Source organism: Roseomonas nitratireducens (assembly GCF_017813355.1).
GTDB lineage: Bacteria > Pseudomonadota > Alphaproteobacteria > Acetobacterales > Acetobacteraceae > Neoroseomonas > Neoroseomonas nitratireducens.
Genome location: NZ_JAGIYZ010000003.1, coordinates 21,228 through 45,538 on the forward strand (window position 1 = coordinate 21,228; position 24,311 = coordinate 45,538).

The 24,311-nt window shown below is 71.3% G+C and carries 25 protein-coding genes; 13 read left to right on the forward strand and 12 right to left on the reverse strand.

Features of this window, described 5'->3' with window-relative positions:
- Positions 1 to 75: 75 nt before the first annotated feature.
- Complete coding sequence (locus J5Y09_RS04465; RefSeq protein WP_209350554.1) at positions 76 to 1,350, reverse strand: type VI secretion system contractile sheath domain-containing protein; 1,275 nt, start codon at positions 1,348 to 1,350, stop codon at positions 76 to 78.
- Positions 1,351 to 1,436: 86 nt separating this feature from the next.
- Between J5Y09_RS04465 and J5Y09_RS04470 the strand changes: the two genes are divergently transcribed.
- From J5Y09_RS04470 to J5Y09_RS04480, 3 genes are read left to right on the forward strand one after another with little or no spacing between them, the layout of a single operon-like run.
- Positions 1,437 to 2,060: a YdeI/OmpD-associated family protein gene (locus J5Y09_RS04470; RefSeq protein ID WP_209350555.1), complete on the forward strand. Its 624-nt coding sequence runs from the start codon at positions 1,437 to 1,439 to the stop codon at positions 2,058 to 2,060.
- Positions 2,061 to 2,092: 32 nt separating this feature from the next.
- Entirely contained in the window at positions 2,093 to 3,298 is a 1,206-nt protein-coding gene (locus tag J5Y09_RS04475; protein ID WP_209350556.1) for a CaiB/BaiF CoA transferase family protein, read from the forward strand.
- A 30-nt stretch (positions 3,299 to 3,328) separates the two neighbouring features.
- Positions 3,329 to 4,162, forward strand: a complete 834-nt coding sequence (locus J5Y09_RS04480) for an alpha/beta fold hydrolase (protein WP_209350557.1) — start codon at positions 3,329 to 3,331, stop codon at positions 4,160 to 4,162.
- Here the strand turns inward: J5Y09_RS04480 and J5Y09_RS04485 are convergent.
- From J5Y09_RS04485 to J5Y09_RS04535, 11 genes are all read right to left on the reverse strand, one after another.
- Positions 4,156 to 4,950, reverse strand: coding sequence for an SDR family NAD(P)-dependent oxidoreductase (locus J5Y09_RS04485; RefSeq protein ID WP_209350558.1), 795 nt, complete (start codon positions 4,948 to 4,950; stop codon positions 4,156 to 4,158). The two genes, J5Y09_RS04480 and J5Y09_RS04485, sit on opposite strands and share 7 nt — an antisense overlap.
- A 69-nt stretch (positions 4,951 to 5,019) precedes the next feature.
- Entirely contained in the window at positions 5,020 to 6,993 is a 1,974-nt protein-coding gene (locus tag J5Y09_RS04490) for a methyl-accepting chemotaxis protein (RefSeq protein WP_209350559.1), read from the reverse strand.
- 150 nt (positions 6,994 to 7,143) lie between these two features.
- Positions 7,144 to 7,467, reverse strand: a complete 324-nt coding sequence (locus tag J5Y09_RS04495) for a hypothetical protein (RefSeq protein ID WP_209350560.1) — start codon at positions 7,465 to 7,467, stop codon at positions 7,144 to 7,146.
- Entirely contained in the window at positions 7,460 to 8,515 is a 1,056-nt protein-coding gene (hemB, locus tag J5Y09_RS04500) for a porphobilinogen synthase (protein ID WP_209350561.1), read from the reverse strand. The genes J5Y09_RS04495 and hemB overlap by 8 nt, the downstream gene beginning before the upstream one ends.
- Positions 8,512 to 9,837 carry an O-acetylhomoserine aminocarboxypropyltransferase/cysteine synthase family protein gene (locus J5Y09_RS04505; RefSeq protein WP_209350562.1) on the reverse strand — a complete coding sequence of 442 codons (1,326 nt, stop codon included), beginning with the start codon at positions 9,835 to 9,837 and terminating at the stop codon, positions 8,512 to 8,514. The genes hemB and J5Y09_RS04505 overlap by 4 nt, the downstream gene beginning before the upstream one ends.
- Before the next feature lie 146 nt (positions 9,838 to 9,983).
- A complete protein-coding gene (locus J5Y09_RS04510; protein WP_209350563.1) occupies positions 9,984 to 12,245 on the reverse strand; it encodes a glycosyltransferase in 2,262 nt (753 codons plus the stop codon).
- Positions 12,235 to 13,206 (reverse strand): glycosyltransferase family 2 protein, encoded by a 972-nt coding sequence (locus J5Y09_RS04515; RefSeq protein ID WP_209350564.1) that lies wholly within the window; start codon positions 13,204 to 13,206, stop codon positions 12,235 to 12,237. Before J5Y09_RS04515 ends, J5Y09_RS04510 begins: the two co-directional genes overlap by 11 nt.
- The gene (locus J5Y09_RS04520) at positions 13,203 to 13,793 is read right to left on the reverse strand and encodes a hypothetical protein (protein WP_209350565.1); all 591 of its coding nucleotides are present in this window, start codon (positions 13,791 to 13,793) and stop codon (positions 13,203 to 13,205) included. The genes J5Y09_RS04515 and J5Y09_RS04520 overlap by 4 nt, the downstream gene beginning before the upstream one ends.
- Positions 13,794 to 13,820: 27 nt before the next feature.
- Entirely contained in the window at positions 13,821 to 14,600 is a 780-nt protein-coding gene (locus tag J5Y09_RS04525) for an FkbM family methyltransferase (protein ID WP_209350566.1), read from the reverse strand.
- A gap of 115 nt (positions 14,601 to 14,715) precedes the next feature.
- The gene (locus tag J5Y09_RS04530; protein WP_209350567.1) at positions 14,716 to 15,627 is read right to left on the reverse strand and encodes a DUF6492 family protein; all 912 of its coding nucleotides are present in this window, start codon (positions 15,625 to 15,627) and stop codon (positions 14,716 to 14,718) included.
- Between the two features lie 30 nt (positions 15,628 to 15,657).
- Positions 15,658 to 16,404: a Stf0 family sulfotransferase gene (locus tag J5Y09_RS04535; RefSeq protein WP_209350568.1), complete on the reverse strand. Its 747-nt coding sequence runs from the start codon at positions 16,402 to 16,404 to the stop codon at positions 15,658 to 15,660.
- A 26-nt stretch (positions 16,405 to 16,430) separates the two neighbouring features.
- Here J5Y09_RS04535 and rpiB point away from each other — a divergent pair, with 26 nt between their 5' ends.
- The 10 genes from rpiB to thiL are packed head-to-tail and all read left to right on the forward strand — an operon-like array spanning position 16,431 to position 24,294.
- Positions 16,431 to 16,964 carry a ribose 5-phosphate isomerase B gene (rpiB, locus tag J5Y09_RS04540; protein WP_432761228.1) on the forward strand — a complete coding sequence of 178 codons (534 nt, stop codon included), beginning with the start codon at positions 16,431 to 16,433 and terminating at the stop codon, positions 16,962 to 16,964.
- Positions 16,961 to 18,301 carry a serine hydroxymethyltransferase gene (gene glyA, locus J5Y09_RS04545; protein ID WP_209350569.1) on the forward strand — a complete coding sequence of 447 codons (1,341 nt, stop codon included), beginning with the start codon at positions 16,961 to 16,963 and terminating at the stop codon, positions 18,299 to 18,301. Before rpiB ends, glyA begins: the two co-directional genes overlap by 4 nt.
- Before the next feature lie 13 nt (positions 18,302 to 18,314).
- On the forward strand, positions 18,315 to 18,770 hold the full coding sequence (nrdR, locus tag J5Y09_RS04550) for a transcriptional regulator NrdR (RefSeq protein WP_209350570.1): 456 nt from the start codon (positions 18,315 to 18,317) through the stop codon (positions 18,768 to 18,770).
- Positions 18,771 to 18,779: 9 nt separating this feature from the next.
- Positions 18,780 to 19,448: a zinc metallopeptidase gene (locus J5Y09_RS04555; protein WP_209350571.1), complete on the forward strand. Its 669-nt coding sequence runs from the start codon at positions 18,780 to 18,782 to the stop codon at positions 19,446 to 19,448.
- Positions 19,449 to 19,496: 48 nt separating this feature from the next.
- Positions 19,497 to 20,603, forward strand: a complete 1,107-nt coding sequence (ribD, locus tag J5Y09_RS04560; protein WP_209350572.1) for a bifunctional diaminohydroxyphosphoribosylaminopyrimidine deaminase/5-amino-6-(5-phosphoribosylamino)uracil reductase RibD — start codon at positions 19,497 to 19,499, stop codon at positions 20,601 to 20,603.
- A complete protein-coding gene (locus J5Y09_RS04565) occupies positions 20,603 to 21,214 on the forward strand; it encodes a riboflavin synthase (RefSeq protein WP_209350573.1) in 612 nt (203 codons plus the stop codon). The genes ribD and J5Y09_RS04565 overlap by 1 nt, the downstream gene beginning before the upstream one ends.
- Positions 21,211 to 22,350, forward strand: coding sequence for a 3,4-dihydroxy-2-butanone-4-phosphate synthase (gene ribB / locus J5Y09_RS04570; protein WP_209350574.1), 1,140 nt, complete (start codon positions 21,211 to 21,213; stop codon positions 22,348 to 22,350). Before J5Y09_RS04565 ends, ribB begins: the two co-directional genes overlap by 4 nt.
- Positions 22,347 to 22,832, forward strand: a complete 486-nt coding sequence (ribH, locus tag J5Y09_RS04575; RefSeq protein ID WP_209350575.1) for a 6,7-dimethyl-8-ribityllumazine synthase — start codon at positions 22,347 to 22,349, stop codon at positions 22,830 to 22,832. Before ribB ends, ribH begins: the two co-directional genes overlap by 4 nt.
- A complete protein-coding gene (nusB, locus tag J5Y09_RS04580; protein ID WP_209350576.1) occupies positions 22,829 to 23,329 on the forward strand; it encodes a transcription antitermination factor NusB in 501 nt (166 codons plus the stop codon). Before ribH ends, nusB begins: the two co-directional genes overlap by 4 nt.
- Entirely contained in the window at positions 23,326 to 24,294 is a 969-nt protein-coding gene (thiL, locus tag J5Y09_RS04585; RefSeq protein ID WP_209350577.1) for a thiamine-phosphate kinase, read from the forward strand. The genes nusB and thiL overlap by 4 nt, the downstream gene beginning before the upstream one ends.
- The last annotated feature ends 17 nt before the right edge of the window (positions 24,295 to 24,311 follow it).

The following is a 24,311-nucleotide window of genomic DNA, read 5'->3' on the forward strand; positions in this document are numbered from 1 at the left end:
CTTAGGGCGGGAGGAATAGACCCGGGCGGCGCGGGAGGGAACCGCCGTGGGGTTCCGGGGGCGGATCGGCCGGCCTCAGCCGACCGGCACCGCCACGGTCAGGGGGAAAGGCCGGGACAGTTCCGCCATGCCGAGCGGCGGGCGCGCCATGAGGCGCACATTCCACGGGCCCGCGCCGTCGCCCGGCGGCAGCAGTTGCGCCGCACCCTCCAGCAATGGGAAGAGCCGCGTTGGCGTTCGCTCCCCCGTCTGTGCCGCGACCCAGCGGGCGAGGCGCGCCTCGATCTCCGCGGGCGCCCGGCCGGCCGCGCGCCCGTCGCGCGCGATCAGCTTCAGCGCGTGCAGCACCTGCACCACCGACAGGGCGAACCACAGCCGTGCGGCGATGGCGGCATCGGCCGACACGGCCGGGTCTTCGTAGCGCCGGGGCCGGTGCAGGCTGGGCGCCGAGAAGATGACCGCCGCGGCCGGCAGCTCGGCATCGGCGGGCACCAGGTGCGGCGGGTCCTGCGTCACCGGCACGAAGCCGAGCGACCCGAGCCGGAGATCGAGCGTATCCGCCCAGACGCGGCAGTCGAGCGAGCGCCGGTCGCCGCGCCCGTCGGGCGCGGGGCCGAGATCGGCGGTGGGAAGGTCGGCGATCCGTCCACCGCCCTGATGCCCCCACATCCAGGTGCCGACGCCGAGATCCGCGGCGCTGCGGACGATGCTGGCGGCCACGAGCCATGCGGCGGGCAGCCAGCAATGGCGCGCCGGCGCATCGCCGACGCGCACCAGGGCCCGCGGCAGCGCGAGCGCCAGGTGCCGCGCCTCGGGCATGTCGCGCAGCGCGAGCCAGTCCGCCCGGCGGTGCAGCGGCGCCTCCGCCATGGCCTCGGCCGTCCGCGCCTCGCGCCAGTCGGCGAGGCCGAACATGGCGGGCGCGGCCTGCGTCAGGCACAGCGCGGGACTGGCGGCGGCGATGCGCGCGAACGCGGCGAGGGCGGCGACGTCCTCCGCCGCGTCGGACCAGGCGATGTCGACCAGCAGCAGGCTGAAGGGCTCGGACGCGTCGATGCCGAAGACATCGTCGTGCACGCGCTTGAAGACCAGCGTGCGGTCGAAGCGCTCCGCGCGGGCAAGATCGCGGCGCAGCATGTGGTCCGGCGCGTCGAGGAGCCGAAGCGCGACATGGCGTTCGCCGCGCGCTGCCGCGACCAGGCGGTGCAGCCCGCGCCAGCGCGCTTCGAGCGCGAGCAGCCGCGGATCGCCGAGCACCCCTGCCGAGAGCGCGTCGATCCGCGCCTCGAGCCACGCAAGTGCCGCCGCGGCGCGCGCCGCGGTTCCGGTGTCGTCCGAGTCCGTTGCCATGGAGCCTCCGCCGCGAGGCTTGCACGGGGCCCGGAGGCGCGCCACGTCCGCCGGCGCGGCCGGTGGCCGTGACGGATCGACGCGCCATGCCGGATACGCCCAGGACGCCTCTCGACATCCCGCTGGTCGAGGCCCCGACGCGTGCCGCGTGGCGCGCCTGGCTCGAAGCCAACCACGCGACCTCGGGCAGCGTCTGGCTGGTGCTGAACCGCAAGGACAGCGGGCTGCCGGTGCTGCCGGCGGCCGAGGCGGCGGAGGAGGCGCTCTGCTTCGGCTGGATCGACAGCCGGCCGGGCAAGCTCGATGCGCGGCGTTCCCTGCTGCTGATGTCCCCGCGCAAGCCGGGCAGCGCGTGGTCGGGCCTGAACAAGGACCGCGTCGCGCGCCTTGCCGCCGCGGGGCTGATGGCGCCGGCCGGCATCGCGGCGGTGGACCGCGCGAAGGCCGACGGGTCCTGGGTGCTGCTCGCTGGTGCGACGGCGCTGGTCGAACCGCCCGACCTGCTGGCCGCGCTGGCGGCAGCGCCGGGGGCGGAGGCCGCCTGGGCCGGCTTCCCGCCATCCCACCGCCGGGCGAACCTCGAATGGATCGCGCAGGCGAAACGGCCGGACACGCGCGCGGCGCGGATCGCGCAGATCGCGGACCGTGCGACGCGCGGGGAGCGCGCCAAGACCTGGCCGCGGGTTGCCGGCGGCAAGGGCCGGGACTAAGCCTCCGCCCCGAGCCTTTCCCGGAGTAGCGCATGACCAGCCCTGCCGGCCCGCTCGCGGGCCTTCGCGTCCTCGACCTCACCCGCGTCCTCGCCGGGCCGACCTGCACCCAGATGCTGGGCGACCTGGGTGCCGAGGTGATCAAGATCGAGCGGCCCGAGGCCGGCGACGACACGCGCGGCTTCGCGCCGCCCTTCTGGCCCGAGACCAAGGAGAGCGCCTACTTCCTCGGCGTGAACCGCAACAAGAAGTCGGTCACGCTCGACATGGCGAAGCCCGAGGCGCAGGCGATCCTGCACCGGCTGCTCGAGACGACCGACATCCTGGTCGAGAACTTCAAGGTTGGCGCGCTGGCCAAGTACGGCCTCGGCTGGGACCAGCTGAAGGCGAAGTACCCGCGGCTGATCTACTGCTCGATCACCGGCTTCGGCCAGACCGGTCCCTACGCGCCGCGTCCCGGCTACGACGCGCTGATCCAGGCGATGGGCGGGGTCATGTCGCTGACCGGGGAGCCGAATGGCAGCCCGCAGAAGGTCGGCATCCCGGTCGCGGACCTGTTCGCGGGGCTGTATGGCTGCATCGGCATCCTCGCCGCGCTTAACCACCGCAACGCGACGGGGCAGGGGCAGCAGATCGACATCGGGATGCTGGACACGCATGTGGCGTGGCTGGCGAACCAGGGCATGAACTACCTGGCGACGGGGGACAACCCGCCGCGGCTGGGCAACCAGCACCCGAACATCAGCCCCTACCAGGAATTCCCCACCAAGGACGGCTACATCATCCTCGCCGTCGGCAACGACCCGACCTTCGAGCGCTTCTGCAAGGCCTTCGGCTGCGCGCACCTGCTGGCCGACGAGCGCTTCGCGACGAACCCGAAGCGCGTCGCCAACCGCGACCTGGTGACCGAGACCCTGACGCCGGTGATGAAGTCGCGCACCACGGCCGATTGGGTGGCGGCGCTGGAAGCCGAGAAGATCGGCTGCGGCCCGATCAACACGCTGGCCGACGTCTTCGCCGACCCGCATGTGCAGGCGCGAGAGATGACGCTCGAGATGCAGCATGGCAGCGGCGCGACGGTGAAGGTCATCGCCAACCCGGTGAAACTGAGCGCGACGCCGCCCACCTACCGGTCGGCCCCGCCGGTGCTCGGCGAGCACACGGACGAAGTGCTGGGCGGCGTGCTCGGCATGGATGCCGCGGAGATCGCGGCGCTGCGCGCCAAGGCGATCCTGTAGCCGGCGCCGCCGGCGCGAGAGGAGAGGTTCATGCGCGAAGGCGCGGTGCGCTGGCTCTCGCCGGCCGGGTTCTTCACCCTCCGCTGGTGGGATTGGGGGCCGGTGGATGGCGCGCCCGTGGTCTGCGTGCATGGGCTGACACGGTCCGGGCGTGACTTCGACGCGCTCGCGGCCGCGCTCGCGGCCCAGGGCCGGCGCGTGATCTGCCCGGACCTGCCGGGGCGCGGCGCCTCCGACTGGCTGCCGGACCCGATGCTGTACCAGCCGCCGGTCTACATCGCCGCGCTGTCGCACCTGCTCGCGCGCTTCGACGGGCCGGTGGACTGGGTCGGCACCTCGCTCGGCGGCATCTGCGGCATGGGAATCGCGGCGACGCCGGGGAACCCGATCCGTCGGCTGGTGCTGAACGATGTCGGCGCCTTCGTGCCCCAGGCGGCGATGGCGCGCATCCGCGACTATGTCGGCACCGAGCCCGTCTTCCGCGACATCCCGACGCTGGAGGCGCATCTGCGCGTGGTCCACGCGCCCTTCGGGCATCTGTCCGATGCGGAATGGCGGCACCTGGCCGAGACATCCGCCCGGCCGGCCGATGGCGGCGTCGCGCTGCACTACGACCCGGCGATCGCCGCGCCGATCCGGGCGATGGAGGCGCAGGCGCTCGACATGCAGGCGCTGTGGGAGCGGGTGCGCGTCCCTGTCCTGCTGATCCGCGGCGCGGAAAGCGACCTTCTCCTGCGGGAGACGGCGGCCGCGATGGCGGCCGCGCCGAATGTCGAGCTCGCGGAGATCGCGGGCGCGGGCCATGCGCCGGCCCTGATGGACCCGGCGCAGGTCGCGCTGGTCGCGGACTTCCTGGCTCAGTAGCCCGGGCGGGGCGTCAGCTCCATCAGCGCCTGGTCGAGGCCGCCATCCACCAGCAACTCGGCGCCGTTGACGTAGGCGGCGCGCGGACTCGCGAGGAAGGTGACGGCATCGGCGATGTCCTGCGGCGTGCCGATGCGCCGGCTCGGCAGCATCGCCTCCCGCCGCTCCAGGATGCCGGGCGACTGGTAGAAGGATTCCGAGAGCGGCGTGCGGATGAAGCCGGGGCTGACGATGTTGCTGCGGATGCCCTCCGGCCCCCATTCCAGCGCCAGTTGGCGCGACAGCATGGCGACGCCGGCCTTCGAAGGGCTGTAGGCGCCGCTGCGCGGCTGCGGGTTCGACGCGGCGATCGAGGCGATGTGCACGATCGCCCCGCCGCCCTTCGCCAGCATCTGCGGCCGCGCGGCCTGGGCGCAGGCGAGGTAGCCGGTCAGGTTCACCGCCAGCAGCGCGTTCCAGGCCTCGATCGCGATCTCCGCGAGCGGGCCGGGGCGCAGGATGCCGGCATTGTTGACCAGGATGTCGGCATCGCCGAGCGCGCCCCGGCACGCGGCGAAGGCGGCGCGGACGCTTGCCTCGTCCGTGGTGTCGCAGGCGGTGGCGAAGGTGGTCGCGCCCGCCGCGCGCAAGGCGGTCGCGCGCGCCTGCGCGCCATCCCCGTCGCGGTCGAGCAGCGCGACGGCGGCGCCGGCGCCGGCCAGTTCCGCCGCGATGGCGCCGCCGATCCCGCCGGCCGCGCCGGTGACGATCGCGACGCGGCCGGTGAGGCCAAGCCAGTCCGGTGTCATGGTGTATCCTCCCGCCGCGCATTCACGCGCGGCGGGAGTGCTTGTGCAAGCGCGGCGGGCCGCGCCGCGTCAGGCCGCGCGGGCCGGGTTGCGGGCCTGTTCGAGGTAGGCGAGGCCGATCCGATCCGCGGCGACGTGGCGCACTTCCACCTGGCGCGCTTCCTGCCCCGGCATCCGGAGCACGCCGCGCTGGCCGCTGCGCAGCGTGGCGGCCGCATCGGCGCGGATGCCTGCGCCGCCCGGGCCGACATCGACGACATCCACGGCCAGCGTCTCCGCGCCGATGCTGAGCGAGGCGGAGGCCTGGGTCGGGCGGCGCGGGCCGCTGCGACGGTCCACCTCGGGCACCGCGGTGCGGACGATGCTGACGACCTGGTGCGTCAGTTCCTCCGCATCGGCGGCGAGGCGCGCCGTCTCCGCCTCGGTCCGCGCCGCACGGTCACCGGCATCCCGCGCATCCGCGGTGACGCTCGTGATGCTCTGCGAGGCTTCCCGCGTTGCGCGCGCGGCCTCGCCGATGCCGCGGGCAATCTCGCGCGTCGCGCTGTCCTGGCGATCGACGGCGTCGGCGAGGTTGGCCGCGAGCCGGTCGATCCGCGCAACCGCCTGGGCGATGCGGCGCACCGTCTCGACGGCGGTATCGGTCCGGGCGATCACGGATTCGATGTGCTGGCGGATCTCCTCCGTCGCGCGGGCCGTCTGGCTGGCCAGTTCCTTGACCTCGCCGGCCACCACGGCGAAGCCCTTGCCGGCATCGCCGGCGCGCGCCGCCTCGATCGTCGCGTTGAGCGCGAGCAGGTTGGTCTTGCCGGCGATGTCGCTGATCAGGCGCGTGACGTCCCCGATCTGGCCGACGGCGGAGGAGAGCGCGACGATCGCCGTCTCGGTCTCGGCGCTGTCGGCCGCCGTCTCGCGGCTGACGGTCGCAGCTTCCCGCACTTCCGAGGTGATGGCGCGGATCGCCTCGGTCAGTTCCTCGGCCGCCGCGGCGACGGATTCGGTCGTCTCGAGCGAGCGGCTGGAGGAGGTGCCGGCGGCGCCGGCATTCTGGTCGACGCGGCCCGCCGCGGCGGACATGGCGGAGGCATCGCCGGCGAGGGCGCGCGCCTTCTGCGCGATCCGCTGCATCGCGCCGAGCGTCTCGTTCTCCACACGGTCCGCCATGGCGCGGAGCGCGGAGACCTGCGCCTCCTGCGCCGCCGCGCGCTCGGCTTCCTGCGTTGCGCGCAGGCGGACGGCCTCGAGGCTGCCGGTGCGGAGCACGCCCACCGCCTCGGCCATGCGGCCCACCTCGTCGCGCCGGCCGGTGCCGGGGATGTCGCCATCGAGGTTGCCCTCGGCCATCCGGCGCATCGTGTCGGCCAGCGCACGCAGCGGACGGATGGCCGCGATCGCCCAGAAGGCGATGCCGGCGCCGAGCAGGAGCCCCGCTGCGAGCAGGCCGGCGATCAGCGTCTGGAAGCCTTCCGCGACTTCGCGCGTGCGGGCGGCGACGATGCGGTTCTTTTCCTCCTGCAGGTCGATGAACTGGTTGATGCGCGCGAGCCATTCGACGAAGGCGGGACGCGCCTGCTCCATCAGCATCGCATGGGCGCGATCCCGGTCGCCCGCCTGGCGGGCGTCGATGACGGCGCGGATGATCGGCATCGTGCGTGCCTCGGTCTCCTTGATCGAGGCGAGGATGCGCGTCTCGTCCGCCGTCACCTCCCGCCCTGCGCCCATCATCCGGTCGAGGCGCACGCCGCTTTCGGCGTAGAAGGCTGCGAGGCGGTCGATCTCGCGCAGTTCGTTCCGCAGGCCTTCTTCCGAGCCCAGCAGGACGACGTCGCGCAGGCTGATCGCGCGGTCATGGACGCTGCCGCGGAAATTGATGGCGAAGCGCTGCTTCACGCTGTTGACGTCGTTGACGATCGCCAGGCTGTGGCTGATGTCGTTCACGCGCTGAACGGCGATGGCGGCGAGCACGACCATCAATCCCAGCACGGCCGTGAAGCCGAGGACGAGCCGACGGGCCATGCCGCCGGAACGGAGCAGTTGAAGCATCGGAAATCCCGTCGAGTTCAGGCGCTCCCCAGCGAGCGCGGCCGGATATTCTCGGCGGCGCCTGAATGACGCATTAACTGTTCCGTAATTGATACGAACTTGGCCGTCATTTTTTGTCGCGGGCGCTGGCTGCGCCCCGACCGGCCGCGGTCAGCGCGGTTCGCGCATCAGTCCGAGGCGGCGCCGCAGCTTCTGCCAGGCGGTCAGGCCGCGCGCCGGCCCGGGCGGCAGGGGCGGCAGCCGCGCGGCCTCGGCCGTCGGCATCAGCGCCATCCGCTTTTCGCGCAGGGTGGCAAGACGCCGCCAGGCGCGCGCCTGTTCCTCGGTCGCCTCGGGGGCACGGCGATAGGCCATCATCGCCTCGACCTCGGCGCGCTGCAGCCGCAGCACGGCGACCGCCGGGTCCTCGGCACGGTCGGAGGCGCCGTGCCAGGGACGGCGCAGCGCCTCGTCGGGCAGGGGCGCGTCAGCCACGGCGGAGCACCTCCGCCGCCTCCACCGCGAAATAGGTGAGGACGCCGTTTGCCCCGGCGCGCTTGAAGCCCATCAGGCTCTCCAGCATCGCGCGTTCATGCTCGATCCAGCCATTCTGCACGGCGGCCATGATCATCGCGTACTCGCCCGACACCTGGTAGGCGAAGGTGGGCACCGCGAAGCGGTCCTTCACGCGCCGGACGATATCCAGGTACGGCATGCCCGGCTTGACCATGACCATGTCCGCGCCCTCGGCCAGGTCGAGTGCGACCTCGCGCAGCGCCTCGTCCGAATTGGCCGGGTCCATCTGGTAGGTCTTCTTGTCGCCGCGCAGCGCCTTGCCCGAGCCCAGCGCGTCGCGGAACGGGCCATAGAAGGCCGAGGCGTATTTCGCCGCGTAGGACATGATGCGCGTGTCGATGAAGCCCTGCGCGTCGAGTGCGGCGCGGATCGCGCCGATGCGCCCGTCCATCATGTCCGACGGCGCGATCACGTCGATGCCGGCTTCGGCCTGGTTGACCGCCTGGCGGACCAGGATCGCGACGGAATCGTCGTTGTGGACGTAGTCCCCCGTGCGCGTTTCACGGATCACGCCGTCATGCCCATGGTCGGTGTAGGGGTCGAGCGCCACGTCGCCGACCAGCCCGAGTTCGGGGAAGTGCTTCTTCAGCTCGCGGGCGGCGCGGCAGATCAGGTTGTTCGGGTTGAGCGCCTCGGTGCCCTCCGCGTCCTTCGCCTCGGGCGGCGTGGCGGGGAAGATGGCGATCGCCGGCACGCCGAGGCGCGCGGCCTTCTCGACATGCTTCGCGACGAGGTCGACGGTCACGCGCACCTGGCCGGGCATGGAGGCGACCGGCCGTTCTTCCTTCGTGCCCTCGATGACGAAGATCGGCCAGATCAGGTCGTCGGTCGAAAGGCTGTTCTCGGCGACGAGGCGGCGCGTCCACGCGTCGCGGCGGTTGCGGCGCGGTCGCACCGTCGGATAGGCGCCGAGGACATCCGGCGCCTCGACGGGGAAGGGCGCGCCCTGGCGGCGGTCGGCATTCATTCCGCGGCGGCCTTCATGCTCGGGCCGGTCGCGGCGGCCAGCGCCTGGTCGAGGTCGGCGATGATGTCGTCCACATGCTCGATGCCGATGGACAGGCGCACATAGCCGGGCGTCACGCCCGACGCCGCCTGCTCGGCCTCGGTCAACTGGCTGTGCGTCGTCGTCGCCGGATGGATGGCGAGGCTGCGGGCGTCGCCAATGTTGGCCACGTGGTAGAACATCTGCAGCGCCTCGATGAACTTCTGGCCGGCTTCCTTGCCGCCCTTGAGCTCGATGCCCATCAGGCTGCCATAGCCGCCCTTGAGGTAGGCATCCGCGCGGCGCTTCCACTCGCCCTCCATCAGCGAGGGGTGGATCACCTTGGCGACGGCCGGATGCTGCGCGAGGTGGGCCGCGACCTTCAGCGCGTTGGCGCAGTGGCGCTCGATGCGCAGCGGCAGCGTCTCCAGCCCCTGGAGGAACAGGAAGGCGTTCATCGGCGCCATGGGCGCGCCGATGTCGCGCAGCAGGCAGGTGCGCATGCGGATGATGTAGGCGATGGGGCCGAGCGGCTTGACCGCCTGCGTCCAGACCGCGCCGTGGTAGGACGGGTCGGGCTTGTTGAGCGTGGGGAAGCGGTCGCCATGCGCTTCCCAGTCGAAATTACCGCCATCGACGACGAGCCCGCCGATGCTGGTGCCATGCCCGCCGATCCACTTGGTGGTGGAGTGCATCACGACCGCCGCGCCGTGCTGGAGCGGGCGGCAGATCACGGGCGCGGCCGTATTGTCCATGATGAGCGGCACGCCGAGCTTGCGGCCGAGTGCCGCGACCTCGCCGATCGGGAAGACGTGCAGCTTCGGGTTGGGCAGGGTCTCGGCGTACCAGCAGCGGGTGCGGGCATCGGTCGCGCGGGCGAAGTTCTCGGGGTCGGCCGGGTCGACGAAGCGGACCTCGATGCCGAACTGCTTCAGCGTATTGGCAAAGAGGTTCCAGGTGCCGCCGTAGAGGTCGGTGGAGGAGACGATGTTGTCCCCGACCTCGCACAGGTTCATCACGCAGAAGGTCGTCGCCGCCTGGCCCGAACCCACCGCGAGGCCGGCCACGCCGCCCTCGAGCGCCGCGACGCGCTTTTCCAGCACGTCGACGGTCGGGTTCATGATGCGGGTGTAGATGTTGCCGAGTTCCGCCAGCGCGAAGAGGCGCGCCGCATGGCCGGTGTCCTGGAACTGGAAGGAGGTCGTCTGGTGGATCGGCACCGCGACCGAGCCGGTGGTCGGATCCGCCCGCCAGCCGGCGTGCAGCGCGATGGTCTCGGGGTTGGTGAAGGTCGGTGCGGACATCGACGCACTCCCGTGTTCGGCGTTTTCCCGCACCTCAAGTGCCACGGGTTGGGGCGGGGCGGAAGGGAAATGCGGCGCTTTGCCGGCGGGGGCGCTCGCGGAGCGTGGGTTTTCCCGCCTTGGCCCGCCCGGAGACCAGCCTTGCCTCAGGCCGCGACGAGGTCGCCCAGTTCGCGCCAGATCCGCGCCCAGCCGGCATCCTGCCCGTATTCTACGGCGAGCGTGCGATCCGCTTCACGCCAGTCGACATCCCGATCGAGCGCCGCGAGGAGCAACGCTGCCGAGACGAAGCCCCGGGCCCGCCCTGACAGGCTCGGCTGCGCCTTGGCGACGGCCGGGGCGGCCGGGTCGGCGACGGACAGATGCGGAATGCCGGCGCGCAGCGCTACCTCTCGCGCCACGGACGTCGTCGGGCGGCCATGCTCGATGATGCAGCCGGGCCCGCCGGCGGACCAGGTCGCGGCGCGGAAGAAGGCGTCTATCGGCAGCAACTGGATGGCCTCCGTCCGTACCGCGAGCGGACCGGATGCGGGCCAGGATGGCGGCGCTTCGCCCGCGTGGAACAGGCGCAGCTGCCGCCCCTGAACGCGGGTCAGGAAGGCGAGCAGCGGCAGGAGGTCGGGCGCGTCCGGCCTGCGGGTCAGCAGCGCGACAGGCCCGCGCGGCGTGGCCCTGAGCGAGGCGAGCAGGCGGCTGTCCTCCCCGCGCCAGAGCAGGGGCACGGCCAGCCTTTCGGCGCCGGACGCCGCGGCGAGCCGCGCGGCATCCGCCGACGGGGCGGCGCTGAGCGCAAGGAAGCGGGGGAAGGCGGTCGCGATTCGCGCCGCGTCCTCTCGCCCGCCCGCGAGCCAGAGGGCGCCGAGATGAGCGACCCCGACCTGGATGCGGACCTGCGCCGCGGGCGGAAGTTCTGGCGCATGGGCGAACCACGCCATGGGATGGGGCTCGGCGAGAAGTTCGGCGATCCGCGCGGCCTGCGGCCGGCTGTCGGCCTCCGCCATGGCGGGGTGCGCGGCGACCGCGTCGAGGGCCTCGGGTTCGACCAGCATGCGGCCGCGCGCGGCGAGCAGGGCGAGCGCCTCGTCCTCGGCGGCGTCCGGCGCGCCGGACAGGTGGAAGGCGACCGGGGCGCGGAAGCCGGCGTAGTGGGCGGCGTCGAGGACGTGGTCGAGCAACAGGCTGTCGCGGCACAGCTGGTCGAAGCGAAGGAAGAAGATGACGGATGGCGGAATCGCGCGCGCCCGGGCACCGGCATCGGCGAGAGTCGCCCCGATGCTCGCGGACGCCGCCGCGACCGAGCGCGCGGAGGCGTCCGCCAGCACGCCGAGAAGGCCTGGATCGCGCGCGATCTGGTGCATGGCGCGCAGCATCGCCTCGAAATCCGGGCATTCGTGGAAGGCGTGGGTGGGAACGTAGCCTTCGAAGGCGTGGGCGTGGCTGATCAGCGGCTTGGCGCGGGCCAGCGCCTCCCCCACCTTGATCTTGAGCCCGGTCGAGAAGGCGAGCGGCGCCAGCACAGCATCGACCTGGGCGTAGAGCTCGTCCATCTCCGCCACCCTGCCGACCAGCCGCAGCCAGGGCTGGCGGAGGTCGCCGATCAGGTCGCAGACGGAGCCGGCGACCAGCACCTCGACCGGCAGGAGGGTGCGCGCGAGATAGCGGTCCGCCGCCTCGGCGAAGCGGCGGATGTTGGTGGCGTTGACGTTGTTGCGCCCGCCCACGATCCCGAAGCGCAGCACGCCGTCGCGCGATGGTGGCGGCGAGGGCGCCGCGGGCGGTTCCATGTGCAGCAGCGTGGCGACGGGACGGTCGGTGATGGTGCGAAAGAAGGCTTCTTCCTGCGCCTTGATCGCCCAGACGATGTCCGCCCGGTTCAGGCCGACCGCTTCCTCGGTTTCCGTCGTATGGAAGTACTCGGGCGCCAGGCCGTTCGCGGTCAGCAGGTCCCGCCGGCCCGAGAAGCGGTCATGCGTGTCGAGGATCCGCAGCACGCCCCGCGGAGCGTGCTCGAGCGCCTTCGACAGCCACGTGTAGTTCACCAGCAGCGCGTCGTAGCGGCCCACCTTGAACAGCCAGTCGAGCATCTGCCCGATCGCGGGGTCCCACCATTCGTCGATGCGATGGTCCTCGCCCTTCGCCGGGCGGGTGTGCAGCGGGCGCGTGGCGGGGAGGTGGAACACCTCCTCCCACTGCCGCGCCATCTCGGCCATCGCGGTGCGTGGCAGGCGGCTGCGCCATTCGTCGTCCGACGGGTAGTGCAGCAGCGCGACATGCGCGCCCTCCCGCTGCAGGGCGCGGTTCACCTGGACGATGCGGTTGCGGTTGCCGAAGGTGACGGGCCAGGTCGGCACCGGGGAGAGGACGAGGACGCGCAGCCCCGCCCAGGCGCCCTTGTGATCAGAGGTCATCCCGCTCGTCCAGCCCGCCGAGAAGCGCTGTGACCGCGTTGTAGACGGCCGAGACCTGCCAGCGGAAATCCCCGGCGTCCTGCTGTTCGAGCGCGAGGCCGCGCAGCGTCCGGTCGGCGGGATTGCGGCTGAGCAGGTAGCGCTTCGTCGCCGCCCAGGACGCCTCCCGCTGCGCGAGGCGCGCCTTCGGGTCGCGCAGGTAGTCCGACACCGCCTGCCAGGCGGCGCGGCGGCGGAACCAGGCTTGCGTCAGCCGGTCCGGGTCGACCCAGTGCTCGACCGCCGCGTCCGGGTCGTAGGCGACGAGGCCGCCGCGGGCACGCAGCCGGTCGGTCACCGCGGTTTCCTCGGCCGATAGCAGGCTCGCCCCGCCGCCATTGCGGCCGAGGGAGGTGTCGAAGCCGCCGATCGCCTCGAGGGCCGCGATGCGGAAGGCGATGTTGGCGCCGGCGACCCATTCGCCATCCTCGAGCAGGCGGCGACGGTCGCCGAGATCGACCACGGTGAGGTCGCCGAGCATCGAATCCGGCAGCCAGCCGGGCCGTGCGGCGCCCCACCAGGGGCGGATGCGGCCGCCCACGACCTGCACCTTCTCGCCGAACGCGTCGAAGCAGTCGGCGATCGCGGCGAGCCAGCCGCGGTCGGCGCGGGCGTCGTCGTCGAGGAAGGCGATCAGCGGCGCGGCGGCGAGGCCCGCGGCGACGTTGCGCGCGTTGGACAGTCCCGGGCGCGGTTCATGCCGCCAGGTCAGGTTGGGATGCGCACCGAAGGCCTCGGCTTTTCGCGCCGAGAGGTCGGCATCGGGGGAATTGTCGATGACGATGACCTCGAAGGCCTCGGCGGGCAGTGACTGGTCGAGCGCGGAGCGGATCGCGCCGGGCAGCAGGTCGTAGCGCTGGTAGGTGCAGATCGCCGCCGTGATGCGGCGGGCGGGCTGCGGCGCGGACGGGCGTCGGATCATGCCGGGGCGAGGCGCAGCGACTGGAAGGCGACGCCGAGGATCCGCTTGTCCGGCCTGCCCTGGTCGGCCGGCGAATGGAGGTGGGGAACCTTCACGACGAGGATGGTCGGGCCGGTGCCGGGCCGCGGCGGGATGGGTTCCGAATGGAAGACCTTGCTGCTGCCCTCGCGCTTCAGGGCGAGGGTCATGCCTTCCACCTCGACCGTCATTTCCCTGGCGTTCGCAGGCGTGCCGAAGTGGAACAGGCGGAGTGTGGCGACGAGCGGCGCGGCGCGGTCGACCCAGGCCTCGAAGCGGAGCGCGCCTTCGGCGCCGGTCCAGCGGAAGGCACCTTCCGAGCCCCATTCGAGCTGGTGGAAGCCGTCCTGCGCGGCGAGCAACTGGTCGGCGGCGATGTCGTGGGTGGGGGGGAGGGGTGTAGGGGAGGGGTCGGGGATGGCCGGCGGGAGCGTGGCGTCGCGGAGCTGGAGGATGCGTTCGAAGGTGTCGAGGCGGGCGCGGAGGTCGGCGATCTCGCTGCGGAGCGCCTTGAAATCGTCCTGCTTCGCGCCCTCGGCTACAGGGCCGTGGTCAATCGTCGCTGTCATGGGTTCGTCTCGCCTACGTCGATCTACTCAGGGCGAAGCAAGTATTCTGCTGATCACCGGCGGGTACTCCTCGAGTTCCCTGAGTAGTCCGGTGCGAACGAAGTCGTCGCGATCGACTGCGTAGCCATCCTCGCCGAGGAAGAAGAGTTGCAGCCCCTTCGGGTCGAGCACATCGCGGAGCGTTGCGCGCGTCGCATCATCCATGTGCCAAGCCTCGAAAATCGTGATCGCAGGCCGGACGCGTTCGAAAGGAAACGCGCGCAGGATCGGCAGTTCATGCCCCTCGACGTCGATGCACATTAGGTCAATGCGCTCGAACGACGCTTCTGCGCAGATCTGCTCCGGCGTCTTCGTCGGAACGACGATTTGCTCGCAATCCTCATGTGCTACGCCGTGTCGCAGAAGATGTTCGCGGCTGCTTGATGCGAGACCCTGCGTCCAATCTGGGTAGCGAGAAGCGGCGCGCGAGCCGACGAACCAAAGCGTCAACTCCCCAGGCGTGTCCGACACGGCGCACTGGAAGAGTTGAATGCCGCTTCGGTCCGCGTGCAGGGATTTCAGCTTCGCGAAGTAATTGGGAACTGGTTCGACGATAGCGCCAGTCCAGGGATGTTCCTTGTGCCAGCCGAACAGCGGGTCCGCCAGCACACCATCATTTCCACCGATCTGGAGAAAGCGGACATGACCTTGTCGCTCACGGTTGATGCCGCCGATGAGTCCCTTGCGGACGTGGTGGACTAGTCCACCCTCGAGATCGCGGCGAATATGCGCCCTCCTGGCAGCGGGTTCGGGCACTTGGCTCGTCACGATCAGGGCACCACTTCCAAAACTGCTAGCGTTTGGTGCACTGCCAAAATGAGTTCCGCAAGCGCTAGGCTGTCCCTCGCGCAAACTTCATCGCGCGGGCTGCCCATCGATGCGGTCAGGGTGCGACAGAATAGGGATTTCGTAGGAACTGCTCTGCATCCTCGCGATCCGGGACGAGTCCAAGACCCATCCAGAACGAGGCGACGGCGCCACGTTGCTCATCGGATAGATGGTCCAATGCGGCGTGGTGTATTGCGAAGCTCAATGAATGAGACTGCGACGCCGCGAACATCACGGCACCGAAGCGGTTCGCGTCTTCCACCTTGTCGCGAAAAAGAATCGCACTGTTCGGACGACCGAACGCGAAGCGCGCCGCCAGGCTTCCATGCGTGCGGATCTGATGGGCGCCGATGAGGAAGAACTCCGTCATCCGGCACTCCCAGTGCAGGAAGCGATCGAAGAAGTCTGTTCCGAAGCGCGCGAGGAGAGCGTCCAGGCAGCCGCGGACATCCTCCACTGGCAGCGGAAAAGGCGTGACCGTCGGGGTCCACGCGTCGATATGCGGCTCGACCGGAAGGTCGAAGGCTTCCATCGACGCACGGAAGTACGGCTCCATGTGCCCGCGATGCTGCGCCTGCCAGACGCGCAGCAGGCCGCTGTCCGTCACATAACTCTCGCGCCCGATCGGTCGGATGAAGTGGTTCTTGGAATCGAGAACCAGCATCACGCCGTCCGGCAGATGCCGCGCAGCCAGCATCTTCAGCAATTGCTGCGACCGCCAGCCATGCTGCCAACTGGCGGGGTGTGCGAGCGCGCTACGATGCGCGAGCGTCAGGTTCGTCCGATGCACGCCGTACTCGGGCAGCACCTCCGCCTCGAAGCCCGCACGGAATGCGTGGAAGTCCGGCTCGTTGCAGATGACCGTAACCGAGGTCGCGGCGTCCTGCTCGACGAAGCGGGCGATGGATCGCGCCTGCAGGCGAAGTGCGTGAAGCTCGGGGCTGTGCGTGATCGTCACCAGATGCATGCGTCGAAGCCCTCGCGAGGTCCGGCACGTTCAGCGATCGAACGTCAGGTGTTCGTATTCGACGGAGTCCGCCGAACGCTGCTGCGCGGCGTAGTCCGAGCGGTAGCGAGCCAGGAATGCCCTTGACGTTTCCGTGGCTTGAGGCACCAGGGCTGTCTTGATGGAGACATCCGCCAGATTTACATCCAATTCCGCAGCAAGACTTGAAATATGCGCCGATGGATCGGCTACAAAAGACTCAAACGACCAATGGAGCGCGGAACAACCGAGGCAGTCCAGGGCGGTATCCCAGCTCGCATCCTGTCGGGCCAACATGGTCATGTATCGCTCGATCTTCTGCTGATCGTATTCGACTTCATCGGGCGGCTTCAGTCCGGGGTCACTTGCGATCCATTGGCCTGTCTCGACGGCCATGAAGTATGAGATCGCCTGGGACAGCTTCTTCCGGCGCGTCAGTCGTACGATCGTGGCATTTCGAATCATGCTACAAATATCTGTGAATTGCCCCAGATATTCGAAATCCTCATAAAGAAGCTTGATGCCGAATATACCGTTCGATGTGATTTGATTTTTCTTGAGCCAGGAAAGGTAGTCGGACAACGAAACTTTCAAATCAAATGGAAAGCGCTTTCCGTACGCTCCGTTGCGAACAATATCTGGATTGAGGAATTCTGCCGGCCGGCCCAGGCGTCCGGTTCCGTCAAGGTAGTCGCAAACAAGATTGCTCCCTGATCTTGCCGTTGTGCATATCACGTAGGTGCGCGAAACCGCGGACATCACGGCGCGTCTCGTACCGGCGCCGAATGGCCGTCACGCGCTGGCGTCCTTCGCGTCCCGGTGCCAGAACCGCACCTCAATTCTCCAACGCCTGGCAGGTCATGGAACATCCGCCGCTACCCATCGCCTCCGACCACGCCGGCCTCGCGCTCAAGCTCGCCATCAGGGCGGCGCTCGAAGCCGAGGGCCATGCCATCCAAGATCTCGGAACCCACGGGCCCGAGTCCGTCGACTACCCTGACTACGCCCATTCCGTATGCGAACTGGTCGCGTCAGGGAAGTCCCCCTTCGGCATCCTCGTCTGTGGCTCCGGCATCGGCATGGCCATCGCCGCCAACCGCCACCCCGCCATCCGCGCGGCCGTGCTGCACGATTCGACCGAGGCGCGGCTTACACGCGCTCACAACAATGCGAACGTTGCCTGCTTCGGGGCGCGCACCATCGGCGTCGAAACGGCGCTCGACGCCCTCCGCGCCTTCCTCGCCACGCCCTATGAGGGCGGACGCCACGACCGCCGCCTTGCCAAGCTGAACCCGCCCGGCGCACAACCGCCCGCATGATCCGCCCCGCCCCCGCACCCCTCCGCGCGCCAGACGGACCCTCCGCCGGCGTCGCGCCCGCCGCCTCCTTCTTCACCGCCTCGCTCGCCGTGGCGGACCCGGACCTCGCCGCCGCCGTGGCGCAGGAACTGGAACGCCAGCAGGACGGCATCGAGCTGATCGCGAGCGAGAACATCGTCTCCCGCGCCGTGCTCGAGGCCCAGGGCAGCGTGCTGACGAACAAGTACGCCGAGGGCTATCCCGGCCGCCGCTACTATGGCGGCTGCGAGGCGGTGGACATCGCCGAGCGCCTGGCGATCGAGCGCGCGACGAAGCTGTTCGGCTGCGGCTTCGCCAATGTGCAGCCCCATTCGGGCGCGCAGGCGAACCAGGCCGTCTTCCTGGCGCTGCTGCAGCCGGGCGACACCTTCATGGGCCTGGACCTCGCCGCCGGCGGGCACCTGACCCACGGATCCCCCGCCAACCAGTCCGGCAAGTGGTTCAAGCCCGTCCCCTACACGGTGCGGCGCGACGACCAGCGGATCGACATGGCGGAGGTCCGCCGGATCGCCCTCGAATCGAAGCCGAAGCTGATCATCGCCGGCGGCTCGGCCTATGCGCGCGCCTGGGACTTCGCCGGCTTCCGCGCCATCGCGGACGAGGTCGGCGCCTATTTCATGGTGGACATGGCGCATTTCGCGGGCCTGGTGGCCGGCGGCGCGCATGATTCGCCCTTCCCGCACGCGCATGTGGTGACCACCACCACGCACAAGACGCTGCGCGGCCCGCGCGGGGGCATGATCCTCACGAATGACGAGGCGCTGGCGAAGAAGTTCAACAGCGCCGTCTTCCCTGGCCTGCAGGGCGGCCCGCTGATGCACGTGATCGCCGCCAAGGCGGTCGCCTTTGGCGAAGCGCTGCGGCCGGAGTTCCGCGCCTATGCCGCGCAGATCGTCGCGAACGCCAAGGCGCTGGCCGAGGAACTGAAGGGCCAGGGCCTCGACCTCGTCACCGGCGGCACCGACAACCACCTGCTGCTGGTGGACCTGCGCCCCAAGAAGCTGAACGGCAAGATCGCCGAAGCCGCGCTCAACCGCGCCCACCTGACCTGCAACAAGAACGCCATCCCCTTCGACCCCGAGAAGCCGATGGTCACCTCCGGCGTGCGGCTCGGCACGCCCGCGGGCACGACGCGCGGCTTCGGCACGGATGAATTCCGCGCCGTCGGCCGCCTGATCGGCGAGGTGCTGGACGGTGCGGCCGCGTCGAACGCCGATGGCGTCAACACCGCGGTCGAGACGGCGGTCAAGGCCAAGGTGCTGGAACTCTGCCGCCGCTTCCCCGTCTACCCGGCCTGAGGCACCCCGCCCGATGAAGTGCCCCTTCTGCGGCGCCGAGGACACGCAGGTGAAGGACAGCCGCCCGGCCGAGGACGCCGCGGCGATCCGTCGCCGGCGGGCCTGCGCGTCCTGCGGGGCGCGCTTCACGACCTTCGAGCGGGTGCAGCTGCGCGAGATCACGGTGCTCAAGACCGATGGCCGCCGCGTGCCCTTCGACCGGGAGAAGCTCGCCCGGTCGATCCGCGTGGCCCTTCGCAAGCGCCCGGTGGACGAGGACCGGATCGAGCGGCTGGTGAATTCCATCCAGCGCCGCCTCGAGACCGAGGGCGAGACGGAGATCCCGTCGCGCAAGATCGGCGAGATCGTGATGGAAAGCCTCAAGGCGCTCGACCAGGTCGCCTATGTCCGCTTCGCCAGCGTCTACCGCAATTTCGGCGAGGCGAAGGACTTCCAGGCCTTCCTGGGCGAGCTGGGCGGCAAGGACTAGCCACCCGCGATGGTTCCGGCGGCGGTCCTGCTGCTGCTCGGGCTGGTCTTCGGCCCCATGGCCTATGTCCGCTGGATCATGGCCCGGCACGGCGCCGACCGTCCGGACCTGCCCGGCACGGGCGGCGAACTGGCCCGCCACCTGCTGGACGAGGCCGGGCTGCATCACGTCGCGGTCGAGCCGACGGATGAGGGCGACCGCTACGATCCCGCCGCGCCCGCCGTCCGCCTTTCCCCGGAACATCTCGACGGCCGTTCCGTCACCGCGGTCGCGGTCGCGGCGCATGAGGTCGCGCACGCCGTGCAGCATCGCGACGGGGCGCGGCTGTTCGGGCTACGCCTGGCGCTGATGCGCATCGTCGTTCCGCTGCGCGCCGTCGCCATCGCGCTGATGACGGTGCTGCCCTTCGGCGGCGCGGTGGCCGGGGCGGGTCACCTCGTGCTTCCGTCGATCCTGCTCGCCGTTGCCGTCTTCGGCCTGTCGATCCTCGTGCAGATGGTCACCCTGCCGCTGGAGTTCGACGCCTCCTTCACCCGGGCCCTGCCGGCGATCGACCGCGGCGGGTATCTCGCCGGCCCCGACGTCGCGGCGGCGCGGTCCGTGCTGTGGGCGGCGGCGTTGACCTATCTCGCCTCGGCGCTCCTGTCGCTGCTGCAATTGACCCGGGTGGTCCGCTAGCGGCGCTTGCCGGCGCCCCCGCCCTGCGGGACAAGCGGCCGGCGACCCATGTCAGACGACCTCAACCACATGCGCGCCGCCCTGGCGCTGGCCCGCCGCGGCCTCGGCAATGCCTGGCCCAACCCGGCCGTGGGCTGCGTGCTGGTGCGCCATGGCCAGGTGGTCGGCCGCGGCTGGACCCAGCCCGGCGGCCGCCCGCATGCGGAAACCGAGGCACTGCGCCGCGCGGGGGCCAGGGCCCGGGGTGCGACCGCCTATGTCACCCTTGAACCCTGTTCCCATCACGGCCGCACGCCGCCCTGCTGCGAGGCGCTGGAAGCCGCCGGCATCGCCCGCGTGGTGGTGGCGATGCGGGACCCGGACCCCCGGGTGAACGGCCGCGGCCTCGAACGGCTCCGCGCCGCCGCCATCCTGGTCGAGGAAGGTCTCTGCGAGGCCGAGGCCCGCGCGCTCAACGCCGGCTTCTTCCGCCGCATCGAAGCGGGCCTGCCCATCGTCACGCTGAAGCTCGCCACCACGCTCGACGGCCGCATCGCGACGGCCACGGGCGAAAGCCGCTGGATCACCGGCCCCGAGGCGCGGCGCGCGGTGCATGCCATGCGCGCCCGGCACGACGCGGTGCTGGTGGGGTCCGGCACCGTGATCGCCGACGATCCGGACCTGACCTGCCGCATCCCGGGGATGGAGCGCGTGCCCATGCTGCGCGTCGTCGCCGACGCCCGGCTGCGCACGCCGCCCACGGCGCGGATCGTCGCGACCGCCGGCAGCGCGCCGTCCTGCATCGTCACGGCGCCGGGCCATCCGCCGGCGGCCCTTTCGCCCTTCATCGCCGCCGGGGTCGCGGTGCTGACCGTGCCGGGGGCGGAAGGGGGCGGGCTCGACCTGCGCGCGCTGCTCTCGGCCCTGGCGCGGCGCGGCGTGACGCGCGTGCTGGCCGAAGGCGGCGCGGGCCTTGCCGCGGGGCTGCTGCGCGCGGGCGTGGTCGACCGGCTGGCCTGGTTCCATGCCCCCGGCGTGATGGGCGCGGAAGGGCTTCCGGCCGCCGAGGGCTTGCGCCTCGCGGCACTTGCCGCCATGCCCCGCTTCCGCCGGGTTGCCGTCAGGCCCCTTGGCGCCGATGTGCTCACCGAGTTCGAACGGCTGGAGGCCCCCTGATGTTCACCGGGATCGTGACCGCGCTCGGCACGGTGCGGGAGGTGCAGCCGATCGGCGGCGGGCACGATTTGCGGCTCGTCATCGGCACCGCGCCGGATTTCCTCGCCGGGCCGACGCCGGCTGTGATCGGCGCCTCCATCGCGTGCTCGGGCGTCTGCCTGACGGTGGTGCATCTGGCGGCGGATGCCTTCTCGGTCGATTGCTCGGCCGAGACGGTGGCCAAGACCACGCTCGGCACCTGGAAGGCGGGCGCGCGGGTCAACCTGGAACGGGCGCTCCGCGTCGGGGACGAGCTGGGCGGCCACCTCGTCGCCGGCCATGTCGACGGGGTGGGGGAGGTGGTCTCCGCCACGCCCGAGAATGCCTCGGTCCGCTGGCGCTTCCGCGTCCCCGCCGCGATCGCGCCCTACATCGCGCCCAAGGGCTCGGTCGCGATCGACGGCGTGTCCCTGACGGTCAACGAGGTTGACGGGGAGGTGTTCGGGGTCAACATCATCCCCCACACTGCCTCGGTCACCACTTTCGGCACGCTGCAGCCCGGCGACCGCGTGAACATCGAGGCCGACATGATGGCGCGCTACGTCGCGCGGCTCCGGGAGTATGCGCGATGAGCGCCAGCACGGCAGGCGGGCCGGTCCGCACGGGTTTCCACGATTTCATCGCGCCGACCGAGGAACTGCTCGAGGAAGCGCGCCGCGGGCGGATGTTCGTCCTGGTGGACGACGAGGACCGGGAGAATGAGGGCGACCTCGTCATCCCCGCCCAGTTCGCGACGCCGGACGCGATCAACTTCATGGCCAAGCACGCCCGCGGGCTGATCTGCCTCGCCATGACGCAGCAGCGGGTCGAGCAACTCGGCCTGCCGCTGATGGCGCAGTCGAACGGCACGCGGCACCAGACCGCCTTCACCGTCTCGATCGAGGCGCGCGAGGGCGTGACGACCGGCATCTCGGCCGCCGACCGCGCGCGGACCGTCACCGTCGCCATCAATCCGGAACTGGGGCGCGAACACATCGTCACGCCGGGCCATGTCTTCCCGCTGGTCGCGCGCGAAGGCGGCACGCTGGTCCGCGCCGGGCACACGGAAGCCGCGGTGGATTTCGCGCGCCTGGCCGGCCTCAACCCGGCGGGCGTGATCTGCGAGATCATGAACGACGACGGGACGATGGCGCGCATGCCCGACCTCGTCGCCTTCGCCCAGCATCACGGGCTGAAGCTCGGCACCATCGCCGACCTGATCGCCCATCGCCGCCGCACCGAGCGGCTCGTGCGCCGCGTCGAGGACAGCGTGCTGCCGCAGGCGATCGGCGGCGACTGGCGCGCCGTGGTCTACGCCAGCACCGTCTCCCCGGGCGAGCACCTGGCGCTGGTCAAGGGCGACATCGCGGGGGACGAGCCGGTCCTGGTGCGCATGCACGCCGCATCGCTGCTGAACGACCTCGTCGCCGGGCGCACGCTCGGCGAACTGCATGGCGCGATGCGCGTCATCGCGCAGGAAGGCCGCGGCGTCGTCGTGCTGCTGCGCGACTGGCGCACGGACGGGCTGTCCGACCAGATCCGCCGCGGCCGCGGCCGCGCGGCCCCGCCGGAACTGCGGGACTACGGCATCGGCGCGCAGATCCTGGCCGACCTCGGCGTGACGCGCATGGTGCGGCTTTCCAACCACCCGCGGCCGATCGTCGGCCTCGAGGGCTACGGGATCGAGGATGTCGAGACCCGGCCCATACCCACGGACATCGCCACTTGAGCACTCTCGACTCCCCCGAGCGCGGCGCCGCCCTGCTCGCCGGCCCCGCGCCGCGCATCCTCGCCATCGTCGCCCCGTATTACCGGGAGGTGGTGGACGGCATGCTCGCCGGCGCCCAGCGTGTCTTCGCCGACGTGAACGCCGCGGTCGAGGTGGCCGAGGTCGCCGGCGGCTACGAGCTGCCGGCCGCGCTCGCCATGGCGCTGGCGACGCCGCGCCGCTGGGACGGCTACCTGCTGCTGGGCTGCGTCGTGCGCGGGGAGACCGACCACTACACCTTCATATGCGACGCGATCTGCCACGGCGTGATGGACCTTTCGACCCGCCACGCGGCGGCGATCGGCTTCGGGCTGCTGACGGTGGACAGCCTCGACCAGGCGCTGGCGCGCTCGCGCGACGACCGCATGAACAAGGGGGCGGAGGCCGCCCATGCGGTGATCGGCCAGGTCGCCCTGGCGCGGCGCTGGGGGCTGGCGGGATGAAGGACCGGCCGAAGCCGACCGGCCGCCCGCGCACCGGCGCGCGCGTCGCCGCCGTGCAGGCGCTGTTCCAGTCCGAGCATACGGGCGAGAGCGCCGAGACGGTCGCGCAGCAATTCATCCGCCACCGCATCGGCGCGGGGGAGGCCCCGGACCAGGAGGCCTTCGAGGAAGGGCGCGTGCCGCTCGCCAACATCCCGCTGTTCGAGGCGATCCTGCGCGCCGCCGCGACGCGGGGCGACGCGGCGGATGCCGAGATCCGCGCGCACCTGTCCAAGGACTGGACGCTTGAGCGGCTGGACCCGGTGCTGCGCGCCGCCCTGCGCGCCGCGGCCGCGGAACTGCTGGCCGGCGCCGAGCCGCCGGCGCGCGTCGTGATCAACGAGTATCTCGACATCGTCCGCGGCTTCCTCGACGAGGAGACGAGCCGCTTCGCCAATGGCGTGCTCGACGCCATGGCCCATGCGCTGCGCCCGGCGGAGTTCGGGCGCGCGCGGTGAGCCTGCCCGCCGAATTCGCGCTGATCGCGCGCCATTTCAGGCCACTCGCGGGGGAAGGCGCGCTCGACCTGTCCGACGACGCCGCCGTGCTCGACATCCCCGCCGGCCGGCGGCTGGTGATCGCGGCCGATGCGATGGTCGAGGGCGTGCACTACCTGCCCGGCGATCCGCCCGGGACGGTCGGGCGCAAGCTGCTGCGGGTGAACCTGTCGGACCTCGCCGCGATGGGCGCGGCGCCGCTCGGCTACCTGATGACCACCAGCCTCGCGCGCGGGATGCCCGAGGCCTGGCTCGCCGGTTTCGTCGCGGGGCTGGCGGAGGACCAGCGGCTGTTCGGCCTCACGCTGCTCGGCGGCGACACCACGGCGACGCCGGGGCCGACCTCGCTCTCGCTCACCATCCTCGGCACGGTCGAGCCCGCGAAGGTGATCACGCGGGCCGGCGCGCGGCCGGGCGACGACATCTGGGTCTCGGGCACGATCGGGGATGGGGCGCTCGGCCTGCGGGTGCTGCAGGGCACGCTGCCGGCCGATACGGCCGGGCACCTCGCGCGGCGCTACCGGCTGCCGGAACCGCGGCTGGCACTCGGGCAGGCGCTGGCCGGGCTGGTGCGGGCGGGTATGGATGTGTCCGACGGGCTGGTGCAGGACCTTGGGCATCTGTGCCGCGCCGGCGGCTGCGGGGCGGTGATCGACGCCGCCGCGCTGCCGCTCTCGGACGCGGCGGGGGCGCTGCTGGCGGCCGATGCCGGGCTGCTGCCGCTACTGCTGACCGGCGGGGACGACTACGAATTGCTGCTGGCGGCCGACCCCGCCGACCGGGCCGAGGTCACCGCCCGGGCCGCCGCCTGCGGCATGGCTGTCGCGCGCATCGGCCGGTTCATCGCCGGGCCCGCCGAGGTTAGCGTGCACGCTCCGGACGGCTCGCCACTCGCGTTGCCGCGGGGGGGATGGAGCCACTTCTGACCATGTCGGCGAGCGAA

Excerpts from the sequence above, each read along its gene's own strand:
- J5Y09_RS04465 (WP_209350554.1), bottom strand. The coding sequence starts at position 1,350 with ATGGCAACGGACTCGGACGACACCGGAACCGCGGCGCGCGCCGCGGCG.
- J5Y09_RS04470 (WP_209350555.1), top strand. The coding sequence starts at position 1,437 with ATGCCGGATACGCCCAGGACGCCTCTCGACATCCCGCTGGTCGAGGCC.
- J5Y09_RS04475 (WP_209350556.1), top strand. The coding sequence starts at position 2,093 with ATGACCAGCCCTGCCGGCCCGCTCGCGGGCCTTCGCGTCCTCGACCTC.
- J5Y09_RS04480 (WP_209350557.1), top strand. The coding sequence starts at position 3,329 with ATGCGCGAAGGCGCGGTGCGCTGGCTCTCGCCGGCCGGGTTCTTCACC.
- J5Y09_RS04485 (WP_209350558.1), bottom strand. The coding sequence starts at position 4,950 with ATGACACCGGACTGGCTTGGCCTCACCGGCCGCGTCGCGATCGTCACC.
- J5Y09_RS04490 (WP_209350559.1), bottom strand. The coding sequence starts at position 6,993 with ATGCTTCAACTGCTCCGTTCCGGCGGCATGGCCCGTCGGCTCGTCCTC.
- hemB (WP_209350561.1), bottom strand. The coding sequence starts at position 8,515 with ATGAATGCCGACCGCCGCCAGGGCGCGCCCTTCCCCGTCGAGGCGCCG.
- J5Y09_RS04505 (WP_209350562.1), bottom strand. The coding sequence starts at position 9,837 with ATGTCCGCACCGACCTTCACCAACCCCGAGACCATCGCGCTGCACGCC.
- J5Y09_RS04510 (WP_209350563.1), bottom strand. The coding sequence starts at position 12,245 with ATGACCTCTGATCACAAGGGCGCCTGGGCGGGGCTGCGCGTCCTCGTC.
- J5Y09_RS04515 (WP_209350564.1), bottom strand. The coding sequence starts at position 13,206 with ATGATCCGACGCCCGTCCGCGCCGCAGCCCGCCCGCCGCATCACGGCG.
- J5Y09_RS04520 (WP_209350565.1), bottom strand. The coding sequence starts at position 13,793 with ATGACAGCGACGATTGACCACGGCCCTGTAGCCGAGGGCGCGAAGCAG.
- J5Y09_RS04530 (WP_209350567.1), bottom strand. The coding sequence starts at position 15,627 with ATGCATCTGGTGACGATCACGCACAGCCCCGAGCTTCACGCACTTCGC.
- J5Y09_RS04535 (WP_209350568.1), bottom strand. The coding sequence starts at position 16,404 with ATGTCCGCGGTTTCGCGCACCTACGTGATATGCACAACGGCAAGATCA.
- rpiB (WP_432761228.1), top strand. The coding sequence starts at position 16,431 with ATGGCCGTCACGCGCTGGCGTCCTTCGCGTCCCGGTGCCAGAACCGCA.
- glyA (WP_209350569.1), top strand. The coding sequence starts at position 16,961 with ATGATCCGCCCCGCCCCCGCACCCCTCCGCGCGCCAGACGGACCCTCC.
- nrdR (WP_209350570.1), top strand. The coding sequence starts at position 18,315 with ATGAAGTGCCCCTTCTGCGGCGCCGAGGACACGCAGGTGAAGGACAGC.
- J5Y09_RS04555 (WP_209350571.1), top strand. The coding sequence starts at position 18,780 with ATGGTTCCGGCGGCGGTCCTGCTGCTGCTCGGGCTGGTCTTCGGCCCC.
- ribD (WP_209350572.1), top strand. The coding sequence starts at position 19,497 with ATGTCAGACGACCTCAACCACATGCGCGCCGCCCTGGCGCTGGCCCGC.
- J5Y09_RS04565 (WP_209350573.1), top strand. The coding sequence starts at position 20,603 with ATGTTCACCGGGATCGTGACCGCGCTCGGCACGGTGCGGGAGGTGCAG.
- ribB (WP_209350574.1), top strand. The coding sequence starts at position 21,211 with ATGAGCGCCAGCACGGCAGGCGGGCCGGTCCGCACGGGTTTCCACGAT.
- nusB (WP_209350576.1), top strand. The coding sequence starts at position 22,829 with ATGAAGGACCGGCCGAAGCCGACCGGCCGCCCGCGCACCGGCGCGCGC.